Source organism: Ruegeria lacuscaerulensis (assembly GCF_013033355.1).
Taxonomy (GTDB): Bacteria; Pseudomonadota; Alphaproteobacteria; order Rhodobacterales; family Rhodobacteraceae; genus Ruegeria; species Ruegeria lacuscaerulensis_A.
Map to the genome: position 1 here is coordinate 252,014 of NZ_WQDY01000003.1, position 15,573 is coordinate 267,586.

The following is a 15,573-nucleotide window of genomic DNA, read 5'->3' on the forward strand; positions in this document are numbered from 1 at the left end:
ACAGTCTTAGTTCGAGCGGTTGTTCTTTTCGTTCAACCGCTTGAGACGACGTTCTTCCCGGCGCTGTTTACGCTCTTCAATGCGTTTGGCACGTTCGGCCTCCCATTTGCCAACCGCACTCTTGGAATTGAACTTCGAGTTCTCTCCTGGATAGCTGTTTGGTTTGGCGTAGGCGTCCGCAGGGGCAAGCGCCGCCAGCATCAGAAGAACCAGAAATGTGCGTGTAATTTGAGTGATGGTCATATGGCACCTGTGCGTCCTTGAATGTCGTGCCACCAATCTGGAGCCCCACAGGTCCCCGAGCAATAGTACGCCTGATCACGTCGGCTCACATCCCGTCAGGCCATAAAAAACCGCGCCGGGGTCGCCCGACGCGGCCTCTGCGAGTTTGCGGGAATCAAGCCAGCATAACCATAGAATTTTCAAGGTTTTCCACGATGGCCTGCAACAATTCAGCCCCAAGCGCACCGTCGATAACCCGGTGATCCACTGACATGGTGACAGACATAACGGTTGCTACGGTCAGCTCTCCGTCGTCTCCGACAACCGGTTTTTTGACGCCCGAGCCCACAGCCAGAATTCCGGCGTGAGGCGGGTTCACAATGGCGTCAAAATTGTCGATGCCGAACATACCCAGGTTCGAGATCGCAAAGGTGCCGCCTTGATATTCATGAGGCGCCAGCTTGCGTTCGCGCGCGCGAGCGGCCAGATCTTTCATCTCGGTCGATAGCGCCGACAGCGATTTGGTGTCGGCGTCCTGCAGAACCGGAGTGAACAGCCCGCCCTCGATGGCAACCGCAACGGCCACGTCCGAGGGTTTCAGTTGCAGCACCCGATCACCGGCCCATACCGCGTTACAGGCCGGAACCTGTTGCAGCGCGTTGGCGACGGCTTTGATGATGAAGTCATTGACGCTGAGCTTGACGCCCCGACCTTCCAGCTGTTTGTTCAACTGGCTGCGGAATTTGAGCAGCGCGTCCAGTTTGATATCGCGACGCAAATAGAAATGCGGGATCGTCTGCTTGGCCTCGGACAGGCGCGCGGCAATAGTTTTGCGCATGCCGTCGAGCTTGATTTCCTCGTAGTCGCGGCCTTCGTACATCTTGGCTACGGCATCTGCCGACGGGCCAGCCGGAGCTGCCGCCGCCGGAGCCGCTGCTGCAGCTGAGGGCGCTGCCGTTGGGGCCGTCGCCGTTGCGCCTTCCACATCTGCTTTGACGATACGTCCATGCGGACCCGAGCCGGTGATCTGCGCCAGATCAAGACCCTTTTGCGCGGCAATCCGGCGGGCCAGAGGCGAGGCAAAGATACGACCGCCATCGGCCTTGACCGGAGCAGCCGGGGCAGGGGCGGGTGCCTCGGACGCCGCTGGGGCGGCCTCGTTACCCGCGGCGACTGTCGGGGCAGCCGCGGGCGCTGCGGCAGGTGCTGCGCTGATGTCGTCAGCGCTTTCGCCATCTTCCAGCAGAACCGCGATGGCGGTGTTTACTTTGACCCCTTCAGATCCTTCGGGGATCAGGATTTTGCCAATGGTGCCTTCGTCAACGGCTTCGAATTCCATCGTAGCCTTGTCGGTTTCAATCTCGGCCAGCAGGTCGCCAGACGACACGGTGTCGCCCTCTTTGACAAGCCATTTGGCAAGTGTGCCTTCTTCCATGGTCGGCGACAGGGCGGGCATCAGAATTTCTGTGGGCATCTGTGTCGCTCCTTACCGGTAGGTCACTTGTTTGACGGCCGCGATCACCTCATCCGTGGTGATCAGCGCCAGCTTTTCGAGGTTCGCAGCATAGGGCATCGGAACGTCCTTACCGGTGCAGTTGATGACCGGAGCGTCGAGATAGTCGAACGCTTCCTGCATCACGACCGAGCTGATGTAACTACCGACCGAGCCTTGCGGCCAGCCTTCCTCGACCGTCACCAGACGGTTGGTTTTCATCACCGAGTTGATGATCGCGCCTGTGTCCATCGGGCGGATGGTGCGCAGATCTATGACCTCGGCGCTGATACCTTCTTCGGCCAGCTTGTCGGCGGCTTCCAGCGCGTATTGCATGCCGATGCCAAAGCTGACGATGGTCACGTCCGAGCCTTCACGCCAGATGCGTGCTTTGCCCAGTGGGATGGTCAGATCATCCACTTGAGGCACGTCGAAGGAGCGACCGTAGAGGATTTCGTTTTCCAGGAAAATCACAGGGTTGGGGTCGCGGATGGCCGATTTCAGAAGACCTTTGGCATCAGCAGCCGAATAGGGCATGACGACTTTCAGGCCGGGGATTTGCATATACCATGCGGCGTAGTCTTGGCTGTGCTGCGCGGCCACGCGGGCAGCGGCACCGTTGGGGCCGCGGAATACGATGGGGCAGCCCATCTGGCCGCCGGACATATAGAGCGTCTTGGCGGCGGAGTTGATGATCTGGTCAATCGCCTGCATGGCGAAGTTGAAGGTCATGAACTCGACAATTGGTTTCAAGCCGCCAAAGGCAGACCCCACGGCGATACCGGCAAAACCATGTTCGGTGATGGGGGTGTCAATGACGCGCTTGCTGCCGAATTCGTCCAGCAGACCTTGGGAGATTTTGTAGGCACCCTGATATTCGGCGACTTCTTCGCCCATCAGATAGACGTCTTCGTCGCCGCGCATTTCTTCTGCCATCGCATCGCGAAGTGCTTCGCGGACGGTTTCGGACTTCATCTCGGCATCGGCTGGCCAATCGGGCGACAGGTCAACGACCGGTGCCGCTGGTGCGGCGGCGGGAGCGGGGGCCGGGGCCGCCGCAGGGGCGGCCTCGGTCACCGCTGCTGCTGCGGGCGCAGCCGCGGGCAGGGCGGAAGCGTCTTCGCCTTCTTCCACAAGGACCGCGATAGGCGTGTTGACCTTTACGCCTTCGGTGCCTTCAGCGATCAGGATCTTGCCGACGATGCCTTCGTCGACGGCCTCAAACTCCATCGTGGCCTTGTCGGTTTCAATCTCGGCCATGATATCGCCGGATGATACAGTGTCGCCTTCTTTGACCAGCCATTTGGCCAGCGTGCCCTCTTCCATTGTGGGCGAAAGGGCGGGCATGAGAATTTCGGTTGCCATGTCTTAGTCGTCCTCTCAGGCGTAAATGTCGGTCCAGAGCTCTTCGACGGAAGGCTCGGGGCTTTCTTTCGAAAATTCGGCGGCCTGGTTGACGATCTCTTTAATCTCTTTGTCGATCGCCTTCAGGTCGTCTTCGGTCGCGTGTTTGCCGGTCAGCAGCAGTTCGCGCACGTGTTCAATGGGGTCGCTTTGTTCGCGGACCTTCTGAACCTCTTCACGGGTGCGGTATTTGGCCGGGTCGGACATCGAGTGGCCACGATAGCGGTAGGTCTTGACCTCAAGGATATAAGGGCCTTTTCCGGAGCGGCAGTGTGCGACGGCTTTCTCACCAGCGGCTTTGACCGCAAGCACGTCCATACCGTTGACCATTTCGCCCGGGATTCCGAATGCTTGTCCGCGGTGATAGATATCCGCTGAAGAGGTGGAGCGCGCTTGCGCTGTACCCATGGCGTATTGGTTGTTCTCGATCACGAATACTACCGGTAGGTCCCACAGGGCAGCCATGTTGAACGTCTCGTAAACCTGACCTTGGTTCGCCGCGCCGTCGCCAAAATAGGTGAAGGTGACGCCGCCGTTTTCCTTGTACTTGTCGGCAAAAGCCAGACCTGCCCCTAAGGGAACCTGCGCGCCAACGATGCCGTGGCCGCCATAGAAATGCTTCTCTTTCGAGAACATGTGCATCGAGCCGCCTTTACCTTTGGACAGGCCGCCAATACGTCCGGTGAGTTCCGCCATCACGCCGCCCGGGTCCATGCCGCACGCTAGCATGTGGCCGTGGTCGCGATAGGAAGTAATCCGCTTGTCGCCTTCTTCAGCAGCCGCCTCAAGTCCGACGACAACAGCCTCTTGCCCGATATACAGGTGGCAGAACCCACCGATCAGGCCCATGCCATATAGCTGACCAGCCTTCTCCTCGAATCGGCGGATCAGCAGCATTTCCCGGTAGTATGTGGTGAGTTCTTCCGCAGAAACATTTGGTTTCTTTGTGGTTTTTCGCGCAGCCATATCGGCGATCTCCCCCTCTCGGCAAGATAGTTTAGCGTTAAACTATTTAATAAAGCATTTGTCGCTTTGTGGCGAGGAGAAATGTGACGCCGCGTCGAAACCTGCGGAAATCGTCGCGAAGGTGTTTTGGGTTTACTCAGTAGAAAGGGTCACTGAATAACGATCTCATCCGAACGGATCATGCCCAATACTGAACGCGCCTGCTGATCCAAAAGGTCCAGATCCAGATATGTATCTGACAGACGGCGTGTGAGGTTTTCCATCTGAGCAATCTCGGCTTCCAGCTTCCCAAGATCTCGCGACAGGGCGTCCCGTTCCGCTGCAATCTCGACCCGTCGGAACAGGCCATAGTCACCCTGAACGGCAGCAAAGGTGAAATACACACCCAGCATAAAAGCTACCATAAAGAATGCGACTGCGCCCAAACCGGGCCGATGGGAACGGGACACTCTGTTTACCGCCGTATGAAACGCCTCAATAACGGGCCCTTTTTGGACCTCTGAAAGCACTATGTCACAGGCGATTCGGGTTGTGAATCCCCTGATTCGCAAAAATGCGTCAGAGGTCGAGTTTTTATTGATCCAGCGCGGCGACGCCCGGCAGGGTTTTGCCTTCCATCCACTCCAAAAACGCGCCGCCTGCGGTCGAGATATACGAGAAGTCCTTAGCGGCACCCGAAGCGTTCAGCGCCGCGACCGTGTCGCCTCCACCAGCGACTGACACCAACTTACCCGAGCGGGTCAGGGCGGCGGCTTTCAGGGCGGATGCGTTGGTGGCGGCGTCGAAGGGTTCAATCTCGAATGCGCCCAGCGGGCCGTTCCATATCAGCGTCTGGCTTTGGTCGAAGATATCCGAGATCGCTGCGACACTGTCGGGGCCTGCGTCTAGGATCATGCCCTCGTCAGTGCACTGGTCCGCAGGCAGGATCTGGTGCGGCGCGCCGGCCTCAAACTTTTCGGCGACAACGATGTCAGTGGGCAGAACGATGGTGCAGCCCGCGCCGTCGGCCTTGGCCATGATTTCGGCCGCGGTGCCCTTCATCGCGGTTTCGGCGAGGGAGTTGCCGACATTCACGCCTTTGGCCACGAGGAAGGTGTTGGCCATGCCACCGCCGATCACAAGATAATCCACCTTGGTGATCAGATTGCCCAGCAGCTCCAGCTTGGTCGACACTTTGGCCCCGCCCACGACCGCCGTCACTGGCCGTTTAGGCGCACCCAGAGCGCCCTCCAGCGCCTCAAGCTCGGCCTGCATCAGGCGCCCGGCACAGGCGGGCAGCAGCCGGGCAATTGCCTCGGTCGAACTGTGGGCGCGGTGTGCGGCGGAAAACGCGTCGTTGCAATAGACCTCACCCAGACGCGCCATACCTGCGGCCAGATCAGCGTCATTCTTGGTTTCAGCCGCATGGAAGCGAGTGTTTTCCAGCAGCAGCACCTGACCGGGCTTCAGCTGCTCGGCGGCCAGTTCAGCCTCGGTGCCGACGCAATCAGCCGCGAACAGAACATCAGCCTCGAAAGCGGTGTTCAGGGTGGGGATCAGCTGTTTCAGCGACAGGTTCTCGCGGCGCTCGCCACCCGGACGGCCGAAATGCGCCAGCAGGATTGGTTTGCCGCCTGCTGCGAGGATATCGCGCACGGTGGGCACGATGCGCTGAATACGGGTGGCGTCGGTCACAACGCCGTCAACGACCGGCACGTTGATATCCACGCGCACCAGCACGCGCTTGCCGTTCAGGTCCATATCGTCCAGCGTTTTCCAGCCCATCGTTCCATCCTTGCCGTTAAATACGATTTAGGCGGTTCTTTTCCTGCATTTTGCCCTCAGGTCAATGCGTCACTTGGCATTCACGCCCATGCCGCATAGGTATTTGCGCAAGACAAACGACAGGAGGGCCTCATGGCCGAGATCAAGGATCCCGAAAACACCATCATCATCGAACTCAAAGGCGGCAATGTCGTCATCGAGCTGCTGCCCGACGTGGCCCCTCAGCACTCGGCCCGGATGAAGGAACTGGCCCGTGGCGGTGAGTATGACAACGTGGCCTTCCACCGTGTGATCGACGGTTTCATGGCCCAGACCGGCGACGTTCAGCACGGCGACATGGAAGACGGGTTCAACATCCGTATGGCAGGCACAGGTGGGTCGTCGCTGCCCAACGTTCCGGCTGAGTTTTCGAAACTGCCGCATGACCGGGGCACGCTGGGCGCCGCGCGGTCGCAGAACCCGGACTCAGCCAATTCTCAGTTCTTCATCAACTTCAAGGACAATCACTTCCTGAACGGCCAATACACCGTTTACGGGCGCGTCGTCGACGGGATGGAGCATGTAGACGCGATTGTTCGCGGCGAGCCGCCGATGAACCCCGACCGGATGATCAGCGTCAAGGTGGCGGCCGATGTATAAGCTAGCCGCCGCATTTGCCGTTTTGGCCAGCCCCGCGCTGGCCACTGGCCTTGAGATCGAGATTGAAGGTGAGGGCGCCAATGGCACCGTGACTGTTGATCTGTTTGATGACCTTGCCCCGAAACATGTCGAGCAGATCAGCGCTCTGGCGGCTGAAGGCAAATATGACGGGGTGGTCTTCCACCGCGTGATCGAGGGGTTCATGGCGCAAACCGGCGATGTTGAACATGGCCGTCTGGGCAGTGACCTGCGCCGCGCCGGGACAGGCGGGTCGGATCGTCCCGATCTGGCAGCCGAGTTTTCGGACTACAATTATGATCGTGGCGTGATCGGTATGGCGCGAGCCCAGGACCCTAACAGTGCAAATTCGCAATTCTTCATCATGTTTGCACCCGGGCCGTTCCTGAACGGCCAATACACGGTTGTAGGTCAGGTAACTGGCGGGATGGACGTCGTCGATGCGATCAAGCGTGGTGACGGACCTAACGGTGCAGTGATCGGACAGCCGGATGTTATGAAAAAGGTCACAGTGACCGAGTAACAGAAAAGGCCCCGTGGCAATGCGCTTCGGGGCCTTTCTTTTAAAGGCTCAATCGTCGCCGATCACATTCCAGATGATTGCGCCAATGATGCCCCCCGCCAATGGGGCCGCCCAGAACAGCCATAGCTGCTCCATTGCGGGGCCTTCGGCAAACAGAGCAACTCCGGTTGATCGGGCCGGATTGACCGAAGTGTTTGTGACCGGGATAGAGATCAGGTGGATCAGTGTCAGGCCAAGCCCGATGGCAATCGGCGCAAACCCGGCAGGCGCAAATTTCGATGTCGAACCCAGAATGATCAACAGGAAGAAAGCGGTCAGCGTGATCTCGATCACCAGCGCCGATGCCATCGAATACCCCTGTGGCGAGGCCTCATCGAAACCGTTGGTGGCAAAACTGCCGACCCCTTCGAAACCGGGCGCGCCGCTGACGATCACGTATAGGACGGCAGCGGCAGCGACAGAGCCCGCAACCTGAGCGATCCAATACGGGATGAGAAGCTTTGGTGAAAACCGGCCACCAACCGCAAGGCCGAGACTGACTGCCGGGTTGAAGTGCCCGCCCGAGATTTGACCGACCGCATAGGCCATGGTCAGAACCGTCAGGCCAAAGGCAAAGGATACACCCAGCCAGCCGATGCCCACATCGGCCACACCAGCTGCCAGAACGGCGCTGCCGCATCCGCCCAGAACCAGCCAGAACGTGCCGAAGAATTCGGCCATGAGTTTTGATGACATGAAAAGCCCTCCCAAAAACAATGGGTTCACTATAATTCAAAAATGAATTTTTGTGAAACTGTACTGTCAGGCCCAGCTCGCAGGGTCCAGTTGGAATAATTTGGCCAGTTGTTCGTAGACCTCGGGCGCCTCGGACTTGAGCGCGACGGGCCGCTCAAAGAAAACTTCGACAGAGACTGCAAAGAACTCCTCATGCCCGGTAGCGCCATATGGGTCGATAACGGTGTGTCGACCATGTTCGACCGCGCTGACATGCGCGTCGTAGGCGGTCAGGAACACCCGTTCCCATTCTGCAAAACTCTGCCCGTTGTTAAGGATTGGCACTCCGTTCGTGCCCCCCGAGAGGTCGTCGACCTGATGCGCGAACTCGTGCAACACGACATTCTGCCCGTCGCGATCATTCAGCGCGCCTTGCTGACTGTGCGTCCAAGACAAGATCACCGGGCCGCGATCCCAACTTTCGCCCGTGCGCACGATCTCTTTCTCGCTGATAACGTAGCCATCCTGCCTGCGCTGACGCGACTTGAATGCAGTGGGGTAGATCAGAATGGTGGTCAGGTTGTCGTACCAGATATCCCGATTGACCAGTAACAGACTGGCCTGTACGGCGATGGCCAATTCCATATCTTCGGTGACGTCCAGCCCGTCACAACCAAAAAAGCGGACCTGGTCTAGGAACAGATTGACCTTGCCGTCCAGCTTGGCCCTCAGATCTTTCGGTAGGCGGCGTATCAGAGGCACCTGAGCGTCGATCACACGACGCTGATGATCGGACAGCGGGGCGGCCAGCAGCGCATTGCGCGCCTGAGTCTTGGACCAATGACGATAGGCAAAAAAGCCGATGACCAACAGCAGAACCGAGAAAAAAATCAGCATTCGCAAAGACTACTATGCGCAGCCGGGGCTTGAAACCAAAAACGCCGCAGGTTTCCCCGCGGCGTTCATAGAATAAGGCAGAGCCTGCTTTACTGTTTGACCTCTGCAGCCGGGTTTGCACCACCCTTGGCGCTGCGGCCGGGGTTCAGCGGGTCGTCCTGACGCTGAACCGAACCTTCGAAATGCGCGCCGCTTTCGATCGCGATGGTCTTGTGGATGATGTCGCCTTCGACACGTGCGGTCGAGGTCAGGCGGACTTTCAGACCGCGCACGCGGCCTACGATGCGGCCGTTGATCACGACATCATCTGCGGTGACCTCACCCTTGATGGTCGCAGTTTCACCGATGGTCAGCAGATGGGCGCGAATGTCACCTTCGACAGTGCCTTCCACCTGAATATCGCCGGATGTTTTCAGGTTGCCGGTGATGTGCAGATCTGACGACAGAACCGATGCCGGGGGCTTGGGCTTGGGCGCAGTGCTGGCCTTGGCTTCTGACGGCGCAGGCGCGGCAGGCGTCGCGGGGGCAGCCGGTTTTGCGGCCTCTGTGTCTTTGGTTCCGGGCTCGTTGATTTTGCTCTTAGAAAACATTTCTCGCAGCCTTGATGTAAGTCATTGGGTTAACAGGTTTTCCATTCACGCGTACCTCGTAATGAAGATGCGTGCCGGTCGACCGTCCGGTGCTACCCATATCAGCAATATGATCCCCGCGCGAGACCCTTTGACCAACCTTTACGCGTATCTTGGTGTTATGAGCATAAAGTGTCTCAATTCCAAAGGCATGCTTAATTTTTACCAATCGCCCGAACCCTGACTGCCAGCCAGCATGGGTGACCACACCATCGGCGGTCGCGAAGATATCCGTTCCATGCGCCCCAGCGAAATCGGCACCGTTGTGCATGCGCCGGCCACCTGTCTTGGGGTCCCGGCGGGTGCCGAAGCCACTGGTATAACGCACGACCGCGTTCACAGGGCTTGCAAACGGCGCCTTTTCGGCGGCAATGCGATAGAGGTTCAGCTGGTCCATCTGCTGCAGCAGAGTATTTGCGCGGACTTCGTCGGGGGTCAGTTCCTCGCCGCGCGTGCTGAAGGATATGGGGGTTAGGGGGCCGCCCATGCCGCTGTACCCGCGCCGTACTTCTTCAATGATACGGTCTGTGGGCATTCCTGCTTGACGGAACATCTTGTCGAGCGGCTCGACCGAGATAACCATCGCCTCTTCCAGCTGACGGAAAATCTCGTCACTACGTTCCTGCATGAGCCGGATTTCCAGCTCAAGGTCATCACGTTGTTCAAGCGCGTCCTTGGCGTCGGCTGCGATCTGGTCCCGTTCCAAGGCCGTGCGGGCCAAAGCCTGGGTCATGAAATCCATCTGAGCCGGGTTGCTCACGTTTGCCATGTAAGCGTCCGCGCCATCCTCCTGCTTGAGGCTGGCCAACTCTAGCCGCGCGTCTTCGCGCTGCTTCATGGTCGCGCGCAGAGTGGTTTGAATGACTTCAATGCCCGTTTCCAACTCGCGGCGGCGGTTTTCCGACGCCAGCAGCTCGGATTGCATCGTCGAAATTTGTTCAAGCGCCGTGTTGAAACGGTCCTGCGCCATTAGCGCCTCAGAGGCACGCATATCCCGCTCGGCTGAAAGTACGTTCAGACGTTCCTGATAGGTTGCTTGATCCCGCTTGGCTTGCTCGCGGAAATTACCTGATCCAATGCTGTCCATCAGCAGGATTGCGGTTGCGACGGCAGTCCAGCCAACGAAGACGGCGACGCCCGCAACGGCAATCACCTGCGTCTCGGAACTGAGCCGGATAAACCGCGTATCATTATCAGATTTCAGAAAAACCCGGCGTTCCGGAAAGTGCCGTTCGAGCAGTGAGTGTAGTTTGATTGCCAGACGTGTTCGCACGCGTCTTCCCTCTGTCCATCCCCAAATTCGGGACCGGTTGTGAGTGATCTCCGTCCCTTGGAGCAACTGCATAGAGGGGACATGTGATTTGGGCAAGTTTGTTAACCAGTTCACACATGAAACCGGTTTTTTCCCGCCAGTTTTAGGCGGGAAGTTGCCGATAGCGTCAACTTGCGCATGTTTAATGGGCTTGTCCTGGCGCAGGCAGGTCTTCGGTCAAAGGCCAGTAGAAGTCGGGTGGCAACCCGGCTTCAGCGCGTTTTTCCTCGTTGAACGGAGGTTTAAGGACCCCGTGGAAATAGCGCCGTACAAGCTCATGAAACACATCCTTGGGATCTGCATTCTCTCTTCCGCACAAAAAGTGGAACCATTTTGATCCATAGGCGACATGTCCCACCTCTTCGGCATAGATGACCTCAAGCGCGGCGATGGCGTGGTCGTCCTTGGCTTTGCGGAAGATGTCGATCATGCCCGGCGTGACGTCTAGCCCGCGAGCTTCAAGCACCATTGGAACAACCGCTAGACGGCCCATCAGGTCCTCGGCCGTGTCTTCTGCGGCGCGCCACATGCCGGCATGGGCGGGCAGGGCGCCATAGTGACTGCCCATGCGTTCAAGGCAATCGCAAACCATTTCGAAATGGCGCGATTCTTCTTCGGCGCATTTGACCCAGTCGTCATAGAACCCAATTGGCATGGGAACATGCCCGAACCGCGCCATGATGTCCCAATGCAGGTCAACCGCATTCAACTCGATATGGGCGACTGCATGCAGCAGAGCGATCCGTCCCGCTTCGGTGCCAGGTTTGCGTTTGGGTACTTCGCGGGGAGACAGCAGTTCAGGCCGTTCCGGCCGCGCCGGTTGTAGCGGAGGCGTCGAGGTACCGACCTTGATCTCGGGTGCATCGCCTTTTCGCGCAGCGAACCATTCGGCAGCATAGCGTTTGGACAGGGCGGTCTTGGCCCGCCCATCCGCCGTGGTCAGAACTTCGGTTGCCATCATGGTCAGTGTTTTGGGCACAGGTCCGCTCCGTTCAGGTTTGGGCGGGTCTTAAACCGGATGGCAACCGCAGGAAAGAGCCGTCAGAGCGCGCGCACCGCCTCAAGCACCTCGTCCACATGACCGGGCACTTTGACTTTGCGCCAAGCGCGGGCAATTTTGCCCTCGGCGTCGATCAGAAATGTAGACCGTTCGATCCCCATCGACTTGCGGCCATACATGTTCTTTTCGACCCAGACGCCATAGTCTTCGCATACGGTTGATCCTTCGTCGGACAAAAGCGGTGTGGTCAGGCTGTGTTTGGCGACGAATTTGTCATGCTTGGCGACGCTGTCGCGCGAAATGCCGAAAACGTGAGCCCCGGCATCGGCAAAGGCCTGAAGTTGTTCCGAGAAACCGATGGATTCCTTGGTGCAGCCCGGCGTATCATCACGGGGATAGAAAAACAAAACGACGGCACCTCCGCGCAGATCCGACAACGTGACCTCGCCACCGCCGTCACGGGGCAAAGTGAAATCAGGGGCGATGTCTGTAACGTCGGGCATTGGAAACTCCGTTAAAGGTTTTTATGTGCTGCTCGGGATCATAGGGCGGTACGAGCGGGTTGAAAGGCGTGGATAGCAATTTGGTGCAGCACGACGAAAAAAGTGCAGACCAGAGCCAGACACCTCGGCGTCGCAGGTCGCGTCGTCGGTTGGCCGCCTATGTGACCCTTGGCGTTACTTTGACACTCGGTGGGTTGGCTGTTGCCGGTTGGTTCTTTCTGATCGGTCACCAGTTGCACGCGCCGCAATGGATGCGCACTCAGGCTGAAAATCGGCTGGATCAGACGTTGGGCGGTTTGAAGGTCAGGTTTGGAGAGGCGACGTTTTTTGTTAATGAGCAGTGGCTTCCTCGCCTCAAATTAAGTGACGTGACGATCAGCGACGCGACCGGGCAACAGATCGCTCAGGTCGGAGATCTGCGCACGCGCCTGTCAATGCGGGGCCTTCTGCGTGGGCAAATCCGGCCCCGCCGCATCATCCTGCAAGATGCGCAGATCGCGCTGACGCGTAACAAGGACGGAGCGCTGTCGCTGACGGTCGGGTCCGGCAGCTCTCCGGTGCAAGAAGCGCCGACGCTGGCCGAGTTGATTGAAGAATCGGATGACGTGTTCTTGTCACCGATCTTGTCCGGTTTGCGCTCGGTCGAGCTGCAATCGCTGACGTTGGATTATCAAGACCTGCGGCTGGGACGGGCTTGGGTGTTTGATGGCGGTCATATCAACGTAACGCGCGATGGGGAAGAGATGCGCCTTGCCACGGGGTTTTCGGTTCTGACGGGGCGGGACTATGCCAGTTCGATTGAGGCAAACTACACAAGCCTTCTAGGCAGCCCACAGGCGAGTTTCGGGTTTTCGATCACAGACTTACCAGCTGAAGATATAGCGGGGCAAAGCCTCGCCCTGTCGTGGTTGCAGGTTCTGAAAGCCCCGATTTCAGGATCTTTGCGTGGCAGCGTCGATGACCAGGCGTCTCTGGGCCCACTATTCGCGACACTGAACCTTGGTGCGGGTGCAGTTCAGCCGACGCCCGAGACGCGCCCAATACGGTTCGACTCGGCCCGTACATATTTCACCTATGACCCGAGCCAGCACGTACTGGACTTCAACGAAGCATCCGTGGTCTCGGATCTCGGGGCGGTTCAAGCTGAAGGCAAAGCGTTTCTGGAGGGCATCGAAGATGGTACGCTAGAGAGCCTGACCGCTCAGTTGAAACTGAACGACATCGACATCTATCCCGGTGGTCTTTTCCCGGAATCGTTGGAATCAGCCCGAGCTGAGTTGGACTTTCAGATGAAGCTCCTGCCTTTCGAATTGCGCCTGGGGCAAATGACGCTTGTCGAAGCTGGTCATACGCTGCGGGCCTCGGGGCGCTTGCTGGGTCGCCCGGACGGATGGGTGGCGGCGCTGGATGCTGATCTGGACAATATGACCGCGGACCGATTGCTAAACTATTGGCCCGAAATTCTGGCTCCTAAGCCGCGCTTGTGGGTGTCTGAGAACCTGTACGAAGGCGATTTTTCGGGCGTAGAATTCTCGCTGCGCCTGCGCCCTGAAACTAAGCCAGATATCTATTTGGGGTTCGGTTTCGATAACGCAAAGATAAGATACGCCAAGACCTTGCCGCCCATCCAGAACGCGCAAGGGCGGGTGAGTTTGTTGGAAAACCGGTTTACGGCCTCGGCAGAAAGCGGCGTTGTGATCGCCGATCAGGGTGGCGCCGTGGATGCGTCGGGGACGTCGTTTATCATCCCTGACACGACACTTAAAAAGAACTCGCCCGCGATTGTGCGGATCAAGGCCAAGGGTAAAGCCACTGCCGCGCTGTCGCTGCTGGATCTGCCGCCACTGGAGTTGCTGAGTAAAGCCGGGTTGCCGGTAGACCTTGCAGCAGGAGATGTCAGCCTTTCAGGCACGCTGTCGCTGCCGATGAAGAAGGGGCTAAAGTTCGAAGACACCGAGTTCCACTTTACCGGTGACATAGACAACGTGGAAAGCGATCGTCTGGTTCCGGGGTTCGTCGTCAGCTCCGACCGGCTGACCCTGTCCGGAGATCAGACTGCCGTCGAGATCGGAGGGTACGGCCTGTTTGGCGACGTTCCAATGCATGCAACATGGCGACAGCCCATCGGAGGGGCAGCTCCGCAACGCAGCGAACTCTCAGGCGAAATCGAGCTGTCTCCACGTCTGATGACCGAGTTGAAGGCCGGGTTGCCGCAAGGGATGCTGACCGGAGAAGGGACGGCTGACATCACATTGGGCATCGGCGCGGGCGAGCCCATAGAACTCACCGCGACTTCTGATCTAGTGGGGGTGGGCCTGTCGATCCCCGAACTGGGTTGGAGCAAAGGCCGTCGGACCGAAGGCGCAATGACCCTCGACGCGACCTTGGGCGATCAGCTGCGGGTCAACTCGTTGAAACTGGATGCGGCTGGACTTCGCAGCACCGCGTCGATTTCGTTCCGCGAGGGTGGTGAGTTCGATAAGGTCGAATTCAGCTCGTTCGATCTGGGCAACTGGCTTGCAGTTCCGGCGGAACTGGTCAGCCGCGGTGCATCCGTGCCCGATATCCGGGTACAGGGCGGGGTGATGAATCTTGGGGCGGCCACCTTCGGAGGAAGTGGCGGCAGTGGCAGCGGAGGGGCTGGAAACGGGCCGAACCTGGATGTGGTATTGGACCGCCTGCAAGTGACAGACAGCATCGCCTTGACGGGTTTCAAAGGCGACTTCCGAACTACGGGCGGCGTCGCCGGTGCGTTCACGGCACGTATCAACGGTGCTGCGCCGGTTCGGGGTACTATCACCCCCAGAGGTGCACGCAGCGCGGTCGAATTGACATCAGAAGATGCCGGTGAGGCGTTGCGATCTGCCGGGGTGATTACGCAGGCCCGCGGCGGGACCTTGACCATGACATTGGAACCAGTAGGCAACGGCAGCGACTACGACGCCAACCTGAAAATTTCGAACACCCGCATAACCGACGCTCCGGCGATGGCGGCGCTGCTGAACGCCATCAGCCTTGTCGGTTTGATCGACGAAATGGCCGGGCAAGGCATCTTTTTCTCGACTATCGAAAGTCGGATGCGAATTACGCCGACCGAGATCAAGGTCCTAAGTGGCAGCGCCGTTGGTCCCTCAATGGGGCTGTCGTTCGACGGTACGGTTGATCTGGCAAACGGGCTTCTGAATCTGCGGGGGGCGATCTCGCCGATCTACCTGGTCAACGCGATCGGCAGTGTTTTTACCAAGAAGGGGGAAGGGGTGATCGGCTTTAACTATACGCTTACCGGCCCGTTGAGTGCGCCTAAAGTGTCGGTCAATCCACTGTCCGGTCTGGCCCCTTTGTTTTTACGTAATCTGTTACGTGCACCGGCGCCGACCGTGGTAGATGGCCCGAATGCGCAACCCGTTCGACCCGACAAGCCGAAAAAGACCTTTGGGTCTCCGTCCGGCGATCGGTGAATTGGGCTGTTGCTGAATCCACTGGGGCCTTG

At 58.6% G+C, this 15,573-nt stretch carries 15 protein-coding genes; 3 read left to right on the forward strand and 12 right to left on the reverse strand.

Annotated elements, in window-relative coordinates; translation table 11 throughout:
- Positions 1 to 6: 6 nt before the first annotated feature.
- The 6 genes from GOW48_RS07395 to GOW48_RS07420 all read right to left on the reverse strand — a co-directional run bounded on the left by GOW48_RS07395 (position 7) and on the right by GOW48_RS07420 (position 5,848).
- Complete coding sequence (locus GOW48_RS07395; RefSeq protein ID WP_170354512.1) at positions 7 to 243, reverse strand: hypothetical protein; 237 nt, start codon at positions 241 to 243, stop codon at positions 7 to 9.
- 154 nt (positions 244 to 397) lie between these two features.
- Positions 398 to 1,696, reverse strand: a complete 1,299-nt coding sequence (locus GOW48_RS07400) for a pyruvate dehydrogenase complex dihydrolipoamide acetyltransferase (protein ID WP_170752602.1) — start codon at positions 1,694 to 1,696, stop codon at positions 398 to 400.
- A 12-nt stretch (positions 1,697 to 1,708) separates the two neighbouring features.
- Positions 1,709 to 3,079 (reverse strand): pyruvate dehydrogenase complex E1 component subunit beta, encoded by a 1,371-nt coding sequence (locus tag GOW48_RS07405; RefSeq protein WP_170752604.1) that lies wholly within the window; start codon positions 3,077 to 3,079, stop codon positions 1,709 to 1,711.
- Positions 3,080 to 3,094: 15 nt separating this feature from the next.
- The gene (gene pdhA / locus GOW48_RS07410) at positions 3,095 to 4,084 is read right to left on the reverse strand and encodes a pyruvate dehydrogenase (acetyl-transferring) E1 component subunit alpha (protein ID WP_170752606.1); all 990 of its coding nucleotides are present in this window, start codon (positions 4,082 to 4,084) and stop codon (positions 3,095 to 3,097) included.
- A gap of 149 nt (positions 4,085 to 4,233) precedes the next feature.
- Positions 4,234 to 4,533 carry an FtsB family cell division protein gene (locus GOW48_RS07415; RefSeq protein WP_170354508.1) on the reverse strand — a complete coding sequence of 100 codons (300 nt, stop codon included), beginning with the start codon at positions 4,531 to 4,533 and terminating at the stop codon, positions 4,234 to 4,236.
- 124 nt (positions 4,534 to 4,657) lie between these two features.
- Positions 4,658 to 5,848, reverse strand: coding sequence for a phosphoglycerate kinase (locus GOW48_RS07420; RefSeq protein WP_170752607.1), 1,191 nt, complete (start codon positions 5,846 to 5,848; stop codon positions 4,658 to 4,660).
- 132 nt (positions 5,849 to 5,980) lie between these two features.
- Between GOW48_RS07420 and GOW48_RS07425 the strand changes: the two genes are divergently transcribed.
- Positions 5,981 to 6,487 (forward strand): peptidylprolyl isomerase, encoded by a 507-nt coding sequence (locus GOW48_RS07425; RefSeq protein WP_170752609.1) that lies wholly within the window; start codon positions 5,981 to 5,983, stop codon positions 6,485 to 6,487.
- Positions 6,480 to 7,028 (forward strand): peptidylprolyl isomerase, encoded by a 549-nt coding sequence (locus GOW48_RS07430; RefSeq protein ID WP_170752611.1) that lies wholly within the window; start codon positions 6,480 to 6,482, stop codon positions 7,026 to 7,028. The genes GOW48_RS07425 and GOW48_RS07430 overlap by 8 nt, the downstream gene beginning before the upstream one ends.
- A gap of 48 nt (positions 7,029 to 7,076) precedes the next feature.
- Here GOW48_RS07430 and aqpZ read toward each other — a convergent pair whose 3' ends face one another.
- The 6 genes from aqpZ to GOW48_RS07460 all read right to left on the reverse strand — a co-directional run bounded on the left by aqpZ (position 7,077) and on the right by GOW48_RS07460 (position 12,083).
- A complete protein-coding gene (gene aqpZ / locus GOW48_RS07435; RefSeq protein WP_170354504.1) occupies positions 7,077 to 7,763 on the reverse strand; it encodes an aquaporin Z in 687 nt (228 codons plus the stop codon).
- 66 nt (positions 7,764 to 7,829) lie between these two features.
- On the reverse strand, positions 7,830 to 8,639 hold the full coding sequence (locus GOW48_RS07440; protein ID WP_170752613.1) for a M90 family metallopeptidase: 810 nt from the start codon (positions 8,637 to 8,639) through the stop codon (positions 7,830 to 7,832).
- A gap of 89 nt (positions 8,640 to 8,728) precedes the next feature.
- Positions 8,729 to 9,229, reverse strand: coding sequence for a bactofilin family protein (locus GOW48_RS07445; protein ID WP_170354502.1), 501 nt, complete (start codon positions 9,227 to 9,229; stop codon positions 8,729 to 8,731).
- Positions 9,219 to 10,541, reverse strand: coding sequence for a DUF5930 domain-containing protein (locus tag GOW48_RS07450; RefSeq protein WP_170354501.1), 1,323 nt, complete (start codon positions 10,539 to 10,541; stop codon positions 9,219 to 9,221). The genes GOW48_RS07445 and GOW48_RS07450 overlap by 11 nt, the downstream gene beginning before the upstream one ends.
- Before the next feature lie 181 nt (positions 10,542 to 10,722).
- A complete protein-coding gene (locus GOW48_RS07455) occupies positions 10,723 to 11,541 on the reverse strand; it encodes a ferritin-like domain-containing protein (RefSeq protein ID WP_170752999.1) in 819 nt (272 codons plus the stop codon).
- A gap of 80 nt (positions 11,542 to 11,621) precedes the next feature.
- Positions 11,622 to 12,083 (reverse strand): peroxiredoxin, encoded by a 462-nt coding sequence (locus tag GOW48_RS07460; RefSeq protein ID WP_170354500.1) that lies wholly within the window; start codon positions 12,081 to 12,083, stop codon positions 11,622 to 11,624.
- Between the two features lie 68 nt (positions 12,084 to 12,151).
- Here GOW48_RS07460 and GOW48_RS07465 point away from each other — a divergent pair, with 68 nt between their 5' ends.
- A complete protein-coding gene (locus tag GOW48_RS07465; protein WP_331251751.1) occupies positions 12,152 to 15,541 on the forward strand; it encodes a YhdP family protein in 3,390 nt (1,129 codons plus the stop codon).
- Positions 15,542 to 15,573: the final 32 nt, after the last annotated feature.